Annotated in this window: 13 protein-coding genes; 5 read left to right on the forward strand and 8 right to left on the reverse strand. The window is 64.1% G+C overall.

Annotated features, from left to right (window positions below; all coding sequences use genetic code 11):
• Positions 1-12 precede the first annotated feature (12 nt).
• Genes ABEH27_RS10435 through rfbC form a run of 5 tightly spaced genes read right to left on the reverse strand, consistent with a single transcriptional unit; the run spans position 13 to position 5126 of the window.
• On the reverse strand, positions 13-468 hold the full coding sequence (locus ABEH27_RS10435) for a YiiD C-terminal domain-containing protein (protein ID WP_346613510.1): 456 nt from the start codon (positions 466-468) through the stop codon (positions 13-15).
• Entirely contained in the window at positions 465-1874 is a 1410-nt protein-coding gene (locus tag ABEH27_RS10440) for a sigma-54 dependent transcriptional regulator (RefSeq protein ID WP_346613511.1), read from the reverse strand. Before ABEH27_RS10440 ends, ABEH27_RS10435 begins: the two co-directional genes overlap by 4 nt.
• On the reverse strand, positions 1871-3685 hold the full coding sequence (locus tag ABEH27_RS10445) for an ATP-binding protein (RefSeq protein WP_346613512.1): 1815 nt from the start codon (positions 3683-3685) through the stop codon (positions 1871-1873). The genes ABEH27_RS10440 and ABEH27_RS10445 overlap by 4 nt, the downstream gene beginning before the upstream one ends.
• Positions 3686-3723: 38 nt before the next feature.
• The gene (rfbD, locus tag ABEH27_RS10450) at positions 3724-4584 is read right to left on the reverse strand and encodes a dTDP-4-dehydrorhamnose reductase (protein ID WP_346613513.1); all 861 of its coding nucleotides are present in this window, start codon (positions 4582-4584) and stop codon (positions 3724-3726) included.
• Positions 4581-5126, reverse strand: a complete 546-nt coding sequence (gene rfbC / locus ABEH27_RS10455; RefSeq protein WP_346613514.1) for a dTDP-4-dehydrorhamnose 3,5-epimerase — start codon at positions 5124-5126, stop codon at positions 4581-4583. Before rfbC ends, rfbD begins: the two co-directional genes overlap by 4 nt.
• 192 nt (positions 5127-5318) lie before the next feature.
• On the opposite strand from rfbC, the gene ABEH27_RS10460 reads away from it, so the two are divergent.
• From ABEH27_RS10460 to ABEH27_RS10475, 4 genes are all read left to right on the forward strand, one after another.
• Positions 5319-8219, forward strand: a complete 2901-nt coding sequence (locus tag ABEH27_RS10460) for an aminotransferase (protein WP_346613515.1) — start codon at positions 5319-5321, stop codon at positions 8217-8219.
• A 153-nt stretch (positions 8220-8372) separates the two neighbouring features.
• Positions 8373-9479: an agmatine deiminase gene (aguA, locus tag ABEH27_RS10465; protein WP_346613516.1), complete on the forward strand. Its 1107-nt coding sequence runs from the start codon at positions 8373-8375 to the stop codon at positions 9477-9479.
• A 331-nt stretch (positions 9480-9810) separates the two neighbouring features.
• Positions 9811-10008, forward strand: a complete 198-nt coding sequence (locus tag ABEH27_RS10470; RefSeq protein ID WP_346613517.1) for a hypothetical protein — start codon at positions 9811-9813, stop codon at positions 10006-10008.
• Positions 10009-10455: 447 nt separating this feature from the next.
• On the forward strand, positions 10456-11775 hold the full coding sequence (locus ABEH27_RS10475; RefSeq protein ID WP_346613518.1) for an OprD family porin: 1320 nt from the start codon (positions 10456-10458) through the stop codon (positions 11773-11775).
• A gap of 147 nt (positions 11776-11922) precedes the next feature.
• Here ABEH27_RS10475 and ABEH27_RS10480 read toward each other — a convergent pair whose 3' ends face one another.
• The 3 genes from ABEH27_RS10480 to ABEH27_RS10490 form a co-directional block, all read right to left on the reverse strand.
• The gene (locus ABEH27_RS10480) at positions 11923-13584 is read right to left on the reverse strand and encodes an FMN-binding glutamate synthase family protein (protein WP_346613519.1); all 1662 of its coding nucleotides are present in this window, start codon (positions 13582-13584) and stop codon (positions 11923-11925) included.
• Positions 13585-13800: 216 nt separating this feature from the next.
• Complete coding sequence (locus ABEH27_RS10485) at positions 13801-15171, reverse strand: ATP-binding protein (RefSeq protein WP_346613520.1); 1371 nt, start codon at positions 15169-15171, stop codon at positions 13801-13803.
• Position 15172: 1 nt separating this feature from the next.
• On the reverse strand, positions 15173-15892 hold the full coding sequence (locus ABEH27_RS10490) for a response regulator (RefSeq protein WP_346613521.1): 720 nt from the start codon (positions 15890-15892) through the stop codon (positions 15173-15175).
• Positions 15893-16047: 155 nt separating this feature from the next.
• On the opposite strand from ABEH27_RS10490, the gene ABEH27_RS10495 reads away from it, so the two are divergent.
• Complete coding sequence (locus ABEH27_RS10495) at positions 16048-18294, forward strand: TonB-dependent siderophore receptor (RefSeq protein ID WP_346613522.1); 2247 nt, start codon at positions 16048-16050, stop codon at positions 18292-18294.
• Positions 18295-18349: the final 55 nt, after the last annotated feature.

Here is an 18349-nt window from a genome sequence, read left to right on the forward strand (position 1 = left end):
CTGCGGTGCAGGTCAGCGGTGCAGCACGTACTGGCCGTTGAATTTCACGGCGGGCTCGTCGCAGCCAGCGTTGCTGACCGTAGTCTCCAGCGTCAGCCGCGCCCGGCCACGGCGCTGGAACATGGTCACGAAGCGTTCCCAGGCCTTGTCATCCGGCGCCGCGCAGCGCGCCACCGCCGTCCCTGTCACCGGCAGGGGGTAGCTGATCTGGCCTTCCTGGATGACGATATGCCCGTCATCAATACCCAGCTCGCGCAGGCGCAGGTGCAACCAGCCCCAGCCCACCAGCACGGCCGCGCAGTACAGGCTGCCGCCGAACATGGTGCTCTTGTGGTTGACGTTGGCGGCCAGTGGTAGCTGCAGGCGCAGTGCCTGGCCTTGCCAATCGATGACTTCCAGGCCCATTTCGCGGGTCAGGGGAATATCGCTGTGCAGTACAGACTGCAGGTACTGGCTGTCGCTGCTCATGAACGGTGGTCCTCGTGGTCGTCTGCCCCGCTGTTGCCGCCGTCAAAATTGAGGCCGTGCTTGCGCAGTTTGTCGTGCAGGGTCTTGCGCGGTATGCCCAGTGCTTCGGCCAGGCTGCGCATGGTGCTGTGTGGCTGGGCCAGTTCGGCGGCGATCAGCGAACGCTCGAATTGCTCGACCTGTTCGCTGAGGTTGCCCGGCAGTGCCGGTGCCGAGGGTGCTGTCGCCACGGGTGGCGGGTTGTCCAGGGCCAGTTCCAGGCCGAGGGCGAAACGCTCGGCGGCGTTCTGCAGTTCACGCACGTTGCCTGGCCAGCCATGGCGCAGCAGCATGGCCCGTTGTGCCGGCTGCAGGCTGTGCGGCGGCAGCCCGTGGCGCTGGCTGGCGGTGTCGGCGAAATGCTGGAACAGCACCAGGATGTCATCGCCGCGTTCGCGCAGTGGCGGGATCCGCAGCGGCGCCACGTTCAGGCGGTAATAAAGGTCGGCGCGAAAGCGCCCTTGGTCGGCAGAGTGGCGCAGGTCTTCCTTGGTCGCCGCGATGATGCGTATATCCAGCGGAATCAGCTGGTTGCCGCCCAGGCGCTCGACCACCCGTTCCTGCAGCAGGCGCAGCAGTTTCACCTGCACGTCCAGGCTCATGCTTTCGATTTCATCGAGGAACAACGTGCCGCCATTGGCGAATTCGAACTTGCCGATACGGCGTTTCTGCGCGCCGGTGAAGGCGCCGGGCTCATGGCCGAACAGTTCGCTTTCTACCACCGACTCTGCCAGCGCGCCGGCATTGATGGCCACGAAAGGCCCATCGCGGCGGCTCGACAAGTCGTGCAGGGCACGGGCCACCACCTCTTTGCCCGCGCCGGTTTCGCCGAGGATCAGCACGTCTGCGCGGGTGCCGGCCAAGGCGCCGATCTGTTCGCGCAGGCGCAACATGGACGGCGAGTGGCCGACCAGGCGGGTGGCCAGTTGCTGGCGGTCGCTCAGGGCCAGGCGCAGGCTGCGGTTGTCCAGCACCAGCCGGCGCAGGGCCAGGGCGCGGCGCACGCTGTCGAGCAGGGCATCGCTGGCAAAGGGTTTTTCAAGGAAATCGTAGGCGCCTGTGCGCATGGCTTGCACGGCCAGGGGCACGTCGCCGTGGCCGGTGATCAACAGCACCGGCAGTTCTTTGTCACGGCCGTGCAGTTTTTCCAGCAGTTGCAGGCCGTCGATGCCAGGCATGCGAATATCGCTGACTACCACGCCCGGCCAATCAGGCTCGATGCGTTCGGCCAGGCCCTGGGCGTCGGCCAGGGCGACTACCTTGAGCCCGGCCAGGTCGAGGGTCTGGCTCAGGGCCTGGCGCAGGTGCGGGTCGTCGTCGACCAGCAGTACCTGGGCCTGGCTGTCGATGCAAGTCTCGGTTGTCATGCCGAGGGGTCCTCCGAAGGTTTCAGGTTGGCGCCGGGCGCGGCCACGCGCATTTGCAGCGTGAGCAGGGCGCCACCTTCCGGGTGGTTGCCCAGCAGCAGTTCACCACCGAGGGCACGCATCAGGCTTTCGCAGATGGCCAGGCCCAGGCCCAGCCCCTGGGTGCGGGTCTTGGTGGTGAAGAATGGCTCCTTGGCGTGTTCCAGGGCCTGGCGGCTGAAGCCCGGGCCGTTGTCGCGGATGAACAGGTAGACGTACTCATCGCGTTTTTCGGCACTCAGCCACAGGCGGCGCGGGTTGGCTTTTTCGGTCAAGGCGTCGAGGGCATTGGCCAGCAGGTTGCCGAGCACCTGGCGCAGGCGGGTTTCGCCTGCCTGTACCCACAGCGTGGCATCGGGCAGGTCGCGGATCAGCTCCACGGCCATTGCCCGGCGGCGCTTGGCCAGTAACGCCAGGGCGTCGTCCAGCGCCGGTTGCAGGGCCACGCTTTCCGGCGCATGGCGATCGCGACGGGCGAAGGCGCGCAGGTGGGCGATGATCGAGGCCATGCGCCCGGTCAGCTCACCGATCAACTTGAGGTTGCCGCGGGCGTCTTCGGTGCGTTGGTGATCGAGCAGGATCTCGGCATTTTCCGCATAGCTGCGGATGGCCGCCAAGGGCTGGTTGAGTTCGTGGCTGATGCTTGCCGACATGGTGCCGAGCACCGACAGCTTGCCGGCCTGGACCAATTCGTCCTGGGCGCGCACCAGTTCCTGTTGGGCGTTTTCGCGCTCCAGCACCGCGCTTTTGAGGCGGGTATTGAGGCCTTCGAGGTCGGCGGTACGCTGCACGACGCGGTTTTCCAGCTCATGCCGGCCGCGGGCTTCGAAGTCGATGCGGTCGATATAGTGCCGCCGCCGTTGCATCACCAGGCCTGCCAGCAGCATCAGCACCAGCAAGGCCCCGCCGCCGATGGCCATGACCGTCTGCACCGAGCGGTCGACCAGCATGCGCGGGGCGAGGATGCTGACCTGCCAGCCGGTCTCCTTGATGTCGCGGGTCTGGGTCAGCCAGGCATCCGGGTTGAGCACCAGCGGCTGTGGTGCCTGGGTGGGGTAAGGCTGGATGGCGATGATCGCCTGGCGTTCGGCCTCGGTCAGCGCGCGAGTGGCGCGGAAACGCCAGTCGGGCCGCGAGGTGAGGATCACCACGCCGTTGTGGTCGGTCAGCAGCAGCTGCTCGGGGGTACGGCCCCAGAGCGTCTCGGTATGGTCGAGGTCGACCTTGACCACCAGCACACCGACGATGCGCTCGCGGTCGCGCACTGCGGCGGCAAAGAAGTAACCGCGCTTGGCCGAGGTGGTGCCTTGGCCGAAGAAGCGCCCAAGGTGCCCGGCCATGGCTTCGTTGAAGTACGGGCGGAAGGCGAAATTGCGGCCCACGAAGCTGTCGTGCTTGTCCCAGTTGGAGGCAGCGAGGGTATTGCCGCTGACGTCCATCAGGTACATCACTTCCGCACCGGTCTGGTGGACGATGTCTTTGAGCAGGCGGTTGGCGTTGGTCACCGCTTCGAGTTTGAACGGGTCGGCCAGCACACCACGCAGCGCCGGCAGGTCGCCGAGTATCTGCGGCAGGGTTTCGTAGCGGTGCAGGGTGCCGAGCAGGTTGGCGACGTACAGGTCGAGGGTCTGGCGGTTCTGCGAGGCCAGTTCGTCCTGGTAATAGCGTTCGGCAAGGTGGTGCAAGGGCCACAGCAAGGGCGCCAGGCACAGGGCCAGCAGGGCCAGGCTGCGCCAGCGGGGACGGCGTGGGTGCGTGGGTTTTGCAATCATCGCGTAAATGCGCCAGAAGGGTCTGGCGCAATTATGCGCTACTTGAGGCAGTCGATCAGCGCCTGCTGCCAGTGAGGTAGCTGGATGCCCCAGTCGCGGGCCAGGCGCGAGCAGTCCAGGCGCGAGTTGAGCGGGCGGCGCGCGGGTGTCGGGTATTCGCTGGAAGCGATCGGCAGCACTTCGGCGCAAGGCAGGCCACGGGCCTTCAGCTGTTCGCCGATGGCCTGGGCGAAGCCGTACCACGACGTTTCCCCTTGTGCGGTCAGGTGGTAAGTGCCCCAGGCACCGGCCTTGCCGGCTTGCCAGCGCTCGACCAGCGCGCGGGTGCTGGCAGCGATGGTCGCGGCCCAGGTGGGCGCGCCGACCTGGTCGTCGACCACCCGCAATTGCGGTTTTTCCTGCAGCAGCCGTTGCATGGTCAGCAGGAAGTTGCGCCCGTACAGCGAGTAGACCCAGCTGGTACGCAGGATCAGATGATCGCCACCGACCGCCGCGATGGCCTGTTCGCCGGCCAGTTTGCTGCGCCCATAAACACCCAGCGGGTTGGGCACGTCCTTCTCGGTATAAGGCGCAGCTTTGGCACCGTCGAAAACGTAGTCGGTGGAGTAGTGGATCAGCGGGGCGCCGAGCCGCAGCGCCTCCTCGGCCAGCACGCGAGGTGCCTCGGCATTGATTGCAAAGGCCGTGTCTGGCTCGCTTTCGGCCTGGTCTACGGCGGTGTAGGCGGCGGCGTTGATGATCAGGCCGGGCGCCAGCTGGCGCAGCGGTTCGCGCAGCGCCTCGGGCCGGGCCATGTCCAGGTGCTCACGGCCAAGCAGGTGCAGCTCGCCGAGCCCGGCCAGTTGCACCTTCAGTGCTTGCGCAACCTGGCCGTTGCAGCCACACACGAGCACTTTCATGGGAACAGATCCGCGTCTGCCAGCAGGGCGCCAGCCTGGTCCTTGGCTGACAGCAAAGGTGGTGCCTGCAGGCCCCAGTCGATCGCCAGTTGCGGGTCATCCCAGCGGATGCAGCGCTCGGCGGCGGGGTTGTAGTACTCGGTGGTCTTGTAGAGGAAGTCGGCCGATTCGCTCAGCACCAGGAAGCCATGGGCAAACCCTGGCGGGATCCAGAACTGGCGGTGGTCTGCGGCACAGAGCCGGGTAGCCACCCAGCGGCCGAATGTAGGCGAACTGCGGCGGATATCCACGGCGACGTCGAGCACTTCACCCTGGGTCACGCGGACCAGTTTCCCCTGAGGGTTGTCGATCTGGTAGTGCAGCCCACGGAGCACGCCGCGCTGTGAGCGTGAGTGGTTGTCCTGGACGAACCGCGCATCAAAACCGGTCTTTTGGGCGAATTCACGGGCGTTGAAACTTTCGAAGAAGAAGCCGCGGCTATCGCCGAAGATCTTCGGTTCGATGATCAGTACGTCAGGTATGTCGGTAGCAATTATGTTCATGGCGATTATCTTACCCGTGTACTCAGGGATGGACCTTACCGGCCTCGTTCAATTTAGCCCGCCTTGGCCTGTTGCAGCCTAGATTGCCATCATGACTGCGCACGGGCGCACACTCATCATTTCATCTTTGCCACTTGTTTATCGGCCTTGGCAATGGCGAGATAAGCGAAAAGTAAAAGAGGTTTCATCTTCATGCCCCTCAGCACCCTGATTCAGCGTTCCAGCCTGCCCAGCCCGTCGCTCAGCCAAGCCCAGGCGCATGCCTTGCTTCAGGCGCATTATGACCTTGCTGGCAGCCTGTCGGCGCTGGGCAGCCAGCAGGACCTGAACTTCCGGTTGGACACGGGGCAGGGGCGGTTCGTGCTCAAGGTCTGCCACGGCAGCTATGCCCAGGCCGAGCTGGAGGCGCAGCATGCGGCGCTGGCTTATCTGCGCGATAAGGGCTTGCCGGTGCCCGCCGTGCGCCCGGCCCGCGATGGCCAGGGGTTGCTGGCGCTGGATATCGACGGCCAACCGCTGCGCGCACGCCTGCTCGACTACATAGAAGGGCAGCCGCTGACGCGCCTCAAGCATATGGAACCGCGGCTGATGGCCGAGCTTGGCGCGTTGTGTGCGCGGGTCGACCAGGCGTTGGCCGATTTCGACCACCCAGGCCTGGTGCGCACCCTGCAATGGGACCCGCAACATGCTCAGGCGCTGATCGAGCATCTGCTGCCGGTGCTGCAGGATGCAGGGCAGCGCGCCCGTGTCGAGAACGCCACACGGCTGGCCGCTGAAAAACTGGCAGTGCTGGTCGGTCACTTACCGAGCCAGGCCGTGCACCTGGACATCACCGACGACAACGCCGTCTGGGCCCGCGACGCCGCGCGGCAGTGGCAGCTGCAAGGCGTGATCGATTTCGGGGACCTGCTGCGTACCTGGCGTATCGCCGACCTTTCCGTCACCTGCGCGGCCTTGCTACACCATGCCGAAGGCGACCCACTGCGCATTCTGCCAGCGGTGCGTGCTTACCAGGCCGTCAACCCGCTAAGCGAAGCCGAGTTGCGCGCCCTGTGGCCGCTGGTGCTGAACCGTGCCGCTGTGCTGGTGCTGAGCAGCGAGCAACAACTGGCGGTGGACCCTGGCAACCAGTACATACGCGACAACATCGCCCATGAGTGGGAAATCTTCAACACCGCTACCGCCGTGCCGTTCGCGCTGATGGAGGCGGCCATCCTGCAGGCCGCCGGTAGCGAGCCGAGTGGATCGGCGCTGGCGAATTGTGCGCCACTGCTCCCGGGCTTGGCCGGGCAGGCCGTTACCCGGGTAGACCTGGGTGTACTCAGCCGCCATTGCGAGGCTGGCAACTGGGAGCAACCTGGCTTCGACCAGCGCCTGCTGACCGCGCAACCGGCCCCGGCGTGCAGCCTGCACGGGCAATACCGCCTGTCACAAACGCACATCGACCGCCCCGAAGAACCAGCCACGTGCGCGTTGGGCGTGGAGCTGCACGTACCCAACGGTACTGCGGTCCAAGCGCCGCAGGCAGGTACCTGGCAGCGCCATGGCGATGGCCGCGGTTGCCTGCACACGCCGCAGTGGGCCCTGTGGCTGAGCGGCCTGGAAGATACCCCGGCAGACGGCCAGCCCGTGGCCAAGGGCGAGGCGCTGGGCAGCAGTTGTGGTTTCCTGAGTGTCCAGTTGTGCCTGGACAGCGCTGTTCAGCCGCCGTTTTTCGCCACGCCCTCCCACGCGGCCGCTTGGCTGGCGCTGTGCCCATCCCCTGCAGCCTTGCTGGGCTTTGACTGTGACGCCGAGCCGCTGGCCGACCCGCAAGCTTTGCTGGCCCGCCGCGATGCCAGCTTCGCCCGTTCGCAGAAGCACTACTATGCGCAGCCGCCGCACATCGAGCGGGGCTGGCGCAATTACCTGATCGACATGCAGGGCCGTTCCTACCTCGACATGCTCAACAATGTCGCGGTACTGGGCCACGGTCACCCCCGCATGGTGGCCGAATCGGCGCGGCAGTGGTCGCTGCTCAATACCAACTCGCGTTTCCACTACGCGGCCATCGCCGAGTTTTCCGAACGCCTGCTCAAGCTGGCGCCGCCCGGCTTCGACCGGGTGTTCCTGGTCAACAGCGGCACCGAAGCCAATGACCTGGCGATTCGCCTGGCCTGGGCCTACAGCGGTGGGCGCGACCTGCTCAGCGTGCTGGAGGCTTACCACGGCTGGTCGGTGGCCACCGATGCCATTTCCACCTCGATCGCCGACAACCCGCTGGCCCTGGAAACACGCCCGGACTGGGTGCACCCGGTCGAGGCGCCGAACACCTTCCGTGGCCGCTACCGCGGCGCTGACAGCGCAGGCGACTACCTGCGCGACGTCGATGCCAAGCTCGCCGACCTCGATGCCCGTGGCCGGCAACTGGCCGGCATGATTTGCGAGCCGGTGTACGGTAACGCCGGCGGCATTTCGCTGCCTGCGGGCTACCTGCAAGACGCTTATGCCAAGGTACGAGCGCGCGGCGGTGTGTGCATCGCCGATGAAGTGCAGGTGGGTTACGGCCGCCTGGGCGAGTACTTCTGGGGTTTCGAGGAGCAGGGAGTGGTGCCGGACATCATCACCATGGCCAAGGGCATGGGCAACGGCCAGCCTTTGGGCGCGGTCATCACCCGGCGTGAGATTGCCGAGGCGCTGGAAGCGCAGGGTTACTTCTTCTCTTCGGCGGGCGGCAGCCCCGTCAGTTGCCGTATTGGCATGGCGGTACTGGATGTGATGGACGAGGAGGGGTTGTGGCAGAACACCCGCGACACCGGGCGTTACTTCAAGTCGCGGTTGCAGGCGTTGGTCGATAAACATCCGCTCGCCGGTGCTGCCCACGGTTCGGGCTTCTACCTGGGGCTGGAACTGGTGCGCGACCGCGAAACCCTGGAACCTGCCACCGAAGAAACCATGACGCTGTGCAACCGCCTGCGTGACCTGGGCATCTTCATGCAGCCGACCGGGGATTACCTGAACATTCTCAAGATCAAGCCGCCGATGTGCACCACCCGGGCGAGCGTCGACTACTTTGTGGACAGTGTTGATCGGATACTGTCTGAAGACTTGTAGGCATCCGGATGCCGTGCGGGCCGATTGTTATCGGTTTGTACGGCATTTTTATTCGCCATTCGGGAGTATGGTGCTTTTAATGCCGATATATATCGGTTATAAAGCCGCCATCTCCCATTGACCATCGGCCTAGGGCCTTTGCAGAGGTTACCCATGAAAACCCTCAACTCCACCCCCCGCGCCGACGGTTTCCACATGCCTGCCGAATGGGCACCGCAAAGCCAGGTGTGGATGGTATGGCCAGAGCGTTCGGACAACTGGCGCCTGGGCGGCAAGCCTGCGCAGGCTGCCCACGTCACCCTGGCCAAGGCCATCGCCCGCTTCGAACCGGTGACCGTAGCGGTTTCCGCCGGCCAGTACGAAAACGCCCGCCGCCAGCTCGACCTGCCGAACATCCGCGTGGTTGAGATCAGCAACGATGACGCCTGGGTGCGTGACACCGGCCCGACCTTCGTCATCAACGATGCCGGCGAAGTGCGCGGCGTGGACTGGGGCTTCAACGCCTGGGGCGGTTTTGACGGCGGCCTGTACGCACCGTGGAACCGCGACGAGGAACTGGCGGCCAAGGTCATGGAAATGGAGCGCTGCCAGCGCTACCACACCGAAGGTTTCGTGCTCGAAGGCGGCTCGATCCATGTGGACGGTGAAGGCACCCTGATCACCACCGAAGAGTGCCTGCTCAACCGCAACCGCAACCCGCACCTGAACCGCGAGCAGATCGAAGAGATCCTGCGTGAGCACCTGGCAGTCGAGACCATCGTCTGGTTGCCGGACGGCCTGTACAACGACGAAACCGACGGCCACGTCGACAACTTCTGCTGTTACGTCAGCCCAGGTGAAGTGTTACTGGCCTGGACCGATGATTCCAATGACCCCAACTACGCACGCTGCCATGCGGCCTACGATGTGCTGAAAAACAGCCGCGATGCCAAGGGCCGCGAGTTTGTGGTGCACAAGATGCCGATCCCTGGCCCGCTGTTTGCCACTGAAGAAGAGTGCGCGGGCGTTGACCAGGTGGCCGGTAGCCAGGAGCGCGACCCGTCGGTACGCCTGGCCGGCTCTTACGTGAACTTCCTGATCGTCAACGGCGGCATCATCGCGCCGAGCTTCGATGACCCGGCGGATGCCCAGGCCAGAGCTATCCTGGCCAAAGTCTTCCCGGACCACGAAGTGGTGATGATCCCCGGCCGAGAGCTGTTGCTCGGGGGCGGCAACATCCACTGCCTGACCCAGCAGCAACCGGCGCCGGTCACGCGCTGATCGCTCGCTGTCATTCATCGCCTGTATTGGGGCCGCTTTGCGGCCCATCGCGACCGGTCCGGCGCCCCGGCAAGGCCGCTCCCACACTGACGGCGTTACGGCCCTGATTCAGGGCATGCGCGCACAATGTAGGAGCTGCCTGGCCGCAGCGCGGCCTCGGGATTTTCAAGTGAACATCATCACCGGGGCTTTTTTGCGGCGACATCCGGCACGCTGAGATGGCATATGTTTTGTATTGTTTTCAGAGAGTTAACTCGGACAGGCCGGTTACCCCGTTCTGTAACAATCGCGACGTAGATTAGCCGCTCACGGGCCAGGAGTACGTGTAGACATGAATGCAGCAAGTGAGACGGCTTTGCGCCCATCGGCAGTGAATCATCAATCGCTCAAAACATTGACGCAGTGGTTGAGACACCCTGGAAGCAAAAGGGTCAGGACGACCGACCCACGACGTCTGCTTGACGGTCGCTATCCCCAAGGGCTGATAAGCGATGCGGAGCTGGAAGCACTGCTGGGTGTATGGCGCTGAGAGGGCATCAGCCCGCCCCATGAAAAACGCCACCGCAACTGCGGTGGCGTTTTTGTTTGTGCGGACAGCAAAGATCACAGTATGACGCGTCAGTAAGTCTTGCGCCCGTGCCTGCGACTTATCCAATGCGTCAAAACGACTCATCTGACAGAAGATAAAATGTCCGCTGATGGCGTGATCGTGCAAGGAAATGCCCTGTACCTCCCGGTTATTTTGGTTATATCGACCTGCATTTCACGACTTTTTGACATTTGTAATCGCACACGGCTAGGATTCGGCCAACGCCTGCTGGCCATGACATGGCCATGCTGCTGCACAAGGCCCGTCGCACAACCCTTGGCGGGCTTTTCAGTTTGGATCCGCATAGCGTCGAACCTACGAAGGGGCGTTGGTTCCTGGCGTCATATTGCAGAGCGTTTTTGATTAAGAAATAAGGAAAAAAACAACATGTTGAAAACCAGGATCAGCCTGGTCGCCTTGGCGATGATCGCCGCGACCCAGGCTCAGGCCAACGAGCAGGCCGACAGCAAGGGCTTTATCGAAGACAGCCACGCAAACGTTCTCCTGCGTAACGCTTACATCAACCGTGACAAGAAACACGGTACCGATGACCAGATCGAATGGGGCCAAGCGGCCATCGCCAACTTCTCCTCTGGCTTCACCCAGGGCACCGTCGGTGTTGGCGTCGACGCATTTGGCCTGTACGCCGTGCGTCTGGACGGCGGCAAGGGCCACAACGGTGGCGCCGGTGTCGACTTCTTCAAGCCGGGCAACACCAAGAACGCCGATGGCAACGCCAGCGGCCCGCACGACCTGGCCCGCGCTGGCGCAGCCGTGAAGTTCCGCATTTCCAACACCGTGCTCAAGTACGGTGACCAGATGCCGGCACTGCCTGTGCTGCAGTACGACGATGGGCGTCTGCTGCCAGAAAGCTTCACCGGCACGCTGATCACTTCCAAGGAAATCGAAGGCCTGGAACTGAACGCCGGCCGCTTCACCCAGGAAGCGCGCAAGAGCGCCGAGCGTCGTGACGGTGGTGGCCTGAAGTCGATCAACGTCTTCGGCGGTAGCTACAAGTTCACCGACAACTTCACCGCGTCGCTGTACACCGCAGACAACGAAGACGTGATGAAGAAGCACTACCTGGGCTTGAACTACGTCTTCCCGATCGCCGATGACCAGTCGCTGACCCTGGACTTCAACGGCTACAAGTCGGACATCGACAACAAGTACGTGCAGGCCGCCGGCCTGAACGGCGACTCCAACACCATCTGGAGCCTCGCTGCGACCTACGCCTACGGCGCGCACTCGTTCACCCTGGCGCACCAGCGCAGCACCGGCAGCACCGGTTACAACTACGGCTGGTACCAGAACGAAGGCGGCGTGGGTGACGGTGGTTCGACCATCTACCTGGCCAACTCCTACTGGTCCGACTTCAACGCCGAAGACGAGCGTTCCTGGCAGCTGGGCTACGGCCTGGACTTCGGTGCCTACGGCATCCCGGGCCTGACCTACAAGCTGGCCTACGTGGTGGGTGACAACATCAACACCCGCAACAACGCCAACCCGCAAGGCTTCGGCGAAGGTAAAGAGCGCGAGATCTTCAACCAGATCCGTTATGTGGTACAGGACGGCCCGGCCAAAGACCTGTCGATCAAGCTGCGCAGCTCGTTCCTTCGCACCAACAACGCTGTACAGCAGAACGGCTACAACGACGACGGCAACGAAGTCCGCGTATTCGTCGAGTACCCGATCAGCATCTTCTGATACTGATCTGGCAGAGGGCTGCCTTGCAGCCCTTTCGCCGGCAAGCCGGCTCCCACAGGTACTGCGCTGCATTCACGGCCTGCGCGGTGCCTGTGGGAGCCGGCTTGCCGGCGATGAGGCCGGTGCAGATGCCCGGCATCCGGCCCTTCAAGCAGGCTCTGCTTCTTTTCGGTGAACCGCTTTCGCGATAATCACCTCCCCCGTCTCCGGTGCAAAGCTGTCGCTACGCGCCATCCGCCACATGCGCGCATAGAACTCGCTTTCAATCGAGCCGCTGAGCAATTCGCCTGGTTTGAGAAACTGGTGCAAGTCCGAGAACAGGCTGATTTCGCAGGTACTGATGCGCCGGGCCAGGTGTTTGGGCTTGAGCTGCGAAGGGTGTTCGAGGCCTGCGGCCGCAAGCATCTCGGCCAGGGCGTGGAGGGTGTTGCGGTGGAAGCTGGCAACCCGCTCGGCTTTGTCCGGCACCACCAGCGCGCGCTGGCGCAGTGGGTCCTGGGTGGCCACGCCGGTCGGGCACTTGTTGGTGTGGCAGCTCTGCGACTGAATGCAACCAATGGCGAACATGAAGCCGCGGGCCGAGTTGACCCAGTCGGCGCCGATGGCCAGCACGCTGGCAATATCGAAGGCGCTGACGATCTTGCCCGCCGCGCCGATGCGAATGCTCGAGCGAAGGTTCAGGCCGACCAGGGTGTTGTGCACGAACATCAAGCCTTCGCGCATGGGCACGCCCATGTTGTCGCTGAACTCGCGTGGCGCTGCGCCGGTGCCGCCTTCCTTGCCGTCGACGACAATGAAATCCGGGGTGATGCCGGTGGCCAGCATGGCCTTGGCGATGCCCATGAACTCCCACGGGTGGCCCAGGCAAAACTTGAAGCCCACCGGTTTGCCGCCTGACAACTCACGCAGGCTGGCAACAAAGTGCAGCAGCTCCAGCGGGGTGTGGAACGCGCTGTGCGCGGCCGGCGAGATGCAGTCCTCGCCCTCGCGCACACCCCGGGTGGTGGCGATTTCGGCGCTGACCTTGTGCCCCGGCAGGATCCCACCGTGCCCCGGTTTGGCGCCCTGGCTGAGCTTGATCTCGATCATCTTCACCTGCGGGTCACGGGCCTGTTCAGCGAAGCGTTTTGGGTCGAAACGGCCCTGGTCGGTGCGGCAGCCAAAATAGCCGCTGCCGATTTCCCAGATCAGGTCGCCGCCATGCTCGCGGTGGTAGGGGCTGATGCTGCCCTCGCCGGTGTCATGGGCAAAGCAGCCCAGGCGCGCGCCCCGGTTGAGCGCAGCGATGGCGTTGGCGCTGAGTGCGCCGAAGCTCATCGCCGAGATATTGAAGATCGAGGCAGAGTAGGGCAGGCGGCACTGCGGCCCGCCAATGGCGATGCGCAACGAGGCAGGGTCCGGAGTCGCCACCGGCAGCATCGAATGGCTGATGAATTCGAAGCCGGGTTTGTACACGTCGTTCAAGGTACCGAACGCTTTTTCGGCGCTTTCGTTCTTGGCGCGGGCGTAGACCAGTGACCGCTGCGAGCGGGAGAAGGGCAGTTTGTCGTCGTCGCCCTCGATCAGGTACTGGCGAATTTCCGGGCGAATGGTCTCGATCAGGTAGCGGATGTTGCCCAGGATCGGGTAGTTGCGCCGCACCGCGTGGTGGCTCTGGCGCAGATCATTGAGGCCGACCAGGCTGAGCAAGGCGGTGAGTGCAGTCAGTGGCCAAAGCCAGGCGTGCGTGGCAAGCAAGGGCAGGCTGGCGAGGGTGAATGCCAGGCAGATCGCCAGGCAGGCGTAGCGGCTGGGGAGGGAGTGTTTCATGGGTCCATCGCAGGCAGGATGACCGGGCAAGCATAGGTAAACTGGCCGTTCGGAAAACCAGGGGAATCGGTAAAACACTGTTACCTGATGATGGGTTGTGTTGGGGCTTGGGGCCTCATCGCCGGCAAGCCGGCTCCCACAGGTACAACGGTGCCTTTGGAATCAGCGCGGTCCTTGTAGGAGCCGGCTTGCCGGCGATTGGGCTGCACAGCAGCCCTATGCCGGCAGCAGAACACTCGCGCGCAACCCGCCACCCTCCCGGTTTGTGAGCATCAGCTCACCGCCATGGCTCAATGCAATCCGCTGGGCAATGCTCAACCCCAATCCATAGCCGCCGGACGCTTGGTTGCGCGAGTTTTCCCCACGTACGAAAGGATCGGTAACGGTCGCCAGCAGCCCCGCTGCAATGCCGGGCCCGCGGTCATCGACATGGATGGAAACACCCGTGGATGCGCGCTCGAGCGTGACCGATACCTCCCTGGCATAGCGCAGCGCATTGACCAGCAAGTTCTGCAGGCAACGCTGCAGCAGCAAGGCATCGACCCGCAGGCTACCCGCTTTGCCTTGCACCGGCAGCGGCTCGTCGGCGCTGGCCAGGTCGGCGCACAGCCGTGCCACCAGCCGGTCGATATCGACGTGCTGCAGGTTCTGCTGTTCGCCTGCGCGCAGGTAATCCAGCACCTGGCCGATCATGTTGTCCATCTGCGTGATGTTCTGCCGCAAGCGCTCGCGGTGGTCATCATTCGGTAGCCGTTCGAGGCGCAGGCGCATGCGTGTCAGCGGGGTGCGCAGGTCATGGGACACGGCGGCCAGGAAGTAAGCCTTGTCGTTGACCATGGCAATCAGGCGTTGCTGCATGGCGTTGAAGGCCTGGGCAGCCTGGCGCACTTCCTCCGGGCCATCCAGGGCCAAGGGTGGCTGTTCCAGGTTGCCGCCCAGGCCACGCGCGGCATCGGCCAGGCGCCGCAGCGGGCGCAGGCACAGGCGTACCGCGATCAGGCACACCAGCAGCACTGCGACGATACGCAGCGCATACACCCGCAGCAGGTAATCGCTGATCAGCACCCACGCCGACTCACCGCTCCAGCCCTGCAACTCCTGACCGTCGATGGTCAGCCAGTGGCCGTCGGCCAAAGGGACGGCGAACTGAAGATGCGCCTGGGCCGTGCGCAGCCCGAACAGGCTGCGCCAGACAATAGGCTGGCCCAACTCATCGGTCAGTTGCACCTTGAGCAGCCGCACCGCCTGGGCATGCCCCAGTTCGTACTTCAACGCCTGTTGCAGCAGCAGCTCGACGCGCCGTCGCCCGCGGCGGTGGTCTTCCTCAACGGCTGGCACATCGTCGGCGCAGCGCAGTTGGTAATGGGCCGGCACCTGCAAAGCAGGGGCAGCACGGCAATCAGCCTGGGCGATCAGCGGTGCGCTGCGCGCAGCCATCAGCCTGACGGGGGCCTCGAGCACCTGGGCAAAACGCACATCGAACCAGATGCTGCTGGACATCAACTGGATCACCAGCGTGCCGCTGACCATGATCAGCAGCAGCTGGCCAAACAACGTGCGCGGCCACAGCCGCCGCAGCCAGCGCATTTCAGCTGGCCGCTTCGGCGCGGGCAATGCTCATCAGGTAGCCTTCGTTGCGGATGGTGAGGATCTGCACCTCACTGGCGGGCGCGCGGCGCAGCTGCTGGCGCAGGCGGCTGATGCACATGTCTACCGAGCGGTCGTCGGGGTGGTGGTCGCGGCCGAATGCGCTGCGCGTCAACTGATCGCGCGAAACAACTCGGTTGTTGGCCTCCAGCAGCTCACGCAACACCCGGTAATCGGAGCGCGGCAGGGTCAGCGTTTCGCCGTCCGGGCGGGTCAGCAGGCGCTTTACGTGTTCCAGGCTGAAGCCTGCAAAGCATTGGGCTGCTGGCGCAGGTTGTTCGACAGTCACATCCAGGCGCTGGGGGCGGCGCAGCACGGCCTTGATGCGGGCTATCAATTCGCGAGGTTCGAACGGCTTGGCCAGGTAATCATCGGCACCCACTTCCAGGCCGATGATGCGGTCCAGCGTGCTGCCCTTGGCCGACAGCATGATCACCGCCAGGCCCGGCACTGCCTGCAGTTGCCGGCACAGGCTCAAGCCGTCCTCGCCCGGCAGCATCAGGTCGAGCACCAGCAGTTCGACCTTGTGCCGCGCCAGCTGCTGGCGCATGGCTTCTCCATCAGCCGCAGCCAACACGGTGTAGCCGGCATCGGTCAGGTAATCACAGAGAAGTTCGCGGATCTCGTCGTCATCATCGACGACCAGCAAGGTAGTGCTCATTACTAAAAACACCTGTTCGGTGAGTGCCAGCAGCGCTCATTACATTCGATTACATCCCCGTACAAGCCGGGCATGGAGCCAAGGGGGCGGATGCCTAGAATCCTAACAAAAAATCATCTGCAAATACGAAGCCTTCCCAAATGAAACCTCAAAGCATGACGATTCACCCGCTTGCCTTGTTCGTTGCGCTGGCCATCAGTGGCAGCGCTGTGGCCGCCGAAAGCCAGCCGCTGGAGCTGGACGCCACGCAGGTCGAAGGCAGCGCGCTGCTGCCCGCCGACGCCGCCGGGCAACTGGGTTACACGGTAGAAAGCACCCGCAGTTCCACCGGCCTGGATCTTACCCCCAGGCAGACGCCGCAGTCTGTCACCAGCATCACCCGCCAGCAGATGGACGACCGCGACATCCACACCATCGAGCAGGCCCTCGACACCACGCCAGGCGTGAGCACGAGCAAGTCTGAAGTGGGCGGGCGCACCGATTTCCGTGCCCGGGGTTACTCGATCAGCAACTGGAAGGTCGATGGCCTGCAATTCCAGGGCGGCTCGGACTTCAGCGGCGGCGGCAACGCGCTGAACATGGACCTGTACGAGCGCATCGACATCGTCCGTGGCGCCAACGGCCTGCTCGGCGGCACCGGCGACCCCTCGGCCACCGTCAACCTGATCCGCAAGGCGCCGACCAGAACCTTTGGCGGCAGCGCCTACGCCACCTACGGCAGTTGGGACAAACGCCGCCTGGGCGCCGACCTCAACCTGCCGCTGTCCGAAGATGGCCGCCTGCGCTCGCGCTTCGTGATGACCCAGCAGGACGCCAACTCATTCCGCGACAACCAGTCCGAGCGTTCCCGCGCGGCCCTGGCCAACTTCGAATTCGACCTGGATGACGCCACCACACTGGGCGCCGGTTACCAGTACGAATACAACAAAGTGGTGGGCGGCGGCTGGGGCGCCAACATCCCGATCTGGTACCGCGACGGCAGCACCACCAACCTGCCGCGCAGCACCAACCTGGTACCGAGCTGGAGCTTCGGCGAATACACCACCCGCACCGCCTTCGGCTCCCTGGAACACCGCTTCGACAACGACTGGGCCCTGGACCTGAAAGTGGCCCAAAGCACCGCCGAGGTGCTCAACCACCGTGGCCTGGCCAAGGTCAACTCGGCCGGGCGCGGCAGCTACGGCGGCTACTGGGACCAGGACGGCAGCGGTGCAGTGCTCAACGGCCTGCACAGCTCCAGCGACACCACCCAGCAGTCCGCGCAAATCGACTTGTCCGGGCCGTTCCAGCTGTTTGGCCGCACCCATCAGGCGATGGTCGGCTACAACGACAGCCGCACCGTAGCCTGGTCGCCGGAATACACCTGCACCATGGTCGGCGCCGACCGCATCAGCGCACCTTCGGTAGGCTGCCAGTTCCGCGCCAACAACGGCCTGCCAGTAACCGACTGGCACAACGGCGTGGACAGCGATTACGACATGGTCGCCTCGCGCACCGGCCGCCACAGCAAAACCACCACCCGCCTGCAAGGCATGTACGCGGCCACCCGCTTGAGCATCACCGACCCGCTGTCGGTCATCGTTGGCGTGCGCACCACCGATTACTCCGCCACCACCAACAATGTCAGCGGCGTGCGCAGCAACCAGCAGAACAGCGGCATCGTCACGCCGTACCTGGGCGCCGTGTACGACCTCAACGACACCTACTCGCTGTACGCCAGCTACACCGACATCTTCAACCCGCAGACGGCAGAGACCGAGAGCGGCACCAAGGTCGAGCCGATCCGCGGTAAAAGTTACGAAACCGGTATCAAGGGCGAATGGCTGGATGGCCGCCTGAACGCCTCTGCGGCGTACTTCCGCACCAAACAGCAGAACAAGGCCGTACTCGACGACGGCCTGACCACCCCGACCGGTGGCGATGCCTACAAGGCCGGCACCGGCCAGGAAACCGACGGCATCGACCTGGAAATCGCCGGCGCCCTGACCCCGAACTGGAACCTGTACGCGGGCTATACCTACCTGCACTTCCGCCGCGTCGACAGTGACGGCCGCAGCGACCCGTCGCACCTGTTCAAGGCATCGACCACCTACCGCCTGTCTGGCCCGCTCGACCGCCTGACCCTGGGCGCTGGGGTCAAGGCACAGAGCAACATCCGCGCGATCTCGAGCCCTGCCGGGCAGCCGGTTAACGGCGTAAGTGCGGGGGCTACCGATGTGAACTGGTCGGGGTATGCGATCTGGAATGCCATGGCCAAGTACCAGGTGACTGACGACACCTCGGTCAGCCTTAACGTCGACAACCTGTTCGACAAGCATTACTACACCCAGTACGGGTTCTATGCCGGGGCGATTTATGGGGACCCGCGGAATGTGTCGGTGACGGTGAGTACGGCGTTCTGATGCGTGGCCAATGGGTGCTGCAATGCAGCTCCTGAAATGGCCTGAGCGGATTGGC

The sequence above is a fragment of the Pseudomonas sp. P39-UII1 genome (genome assembly GCF_039672635.1).
Taxonomy (GTDB): Bacteria; Pseudomonadota; Gammaproteobacteria; order Pseudomonadales; family Pseudomonadaceae; genus Aquipseudomonas.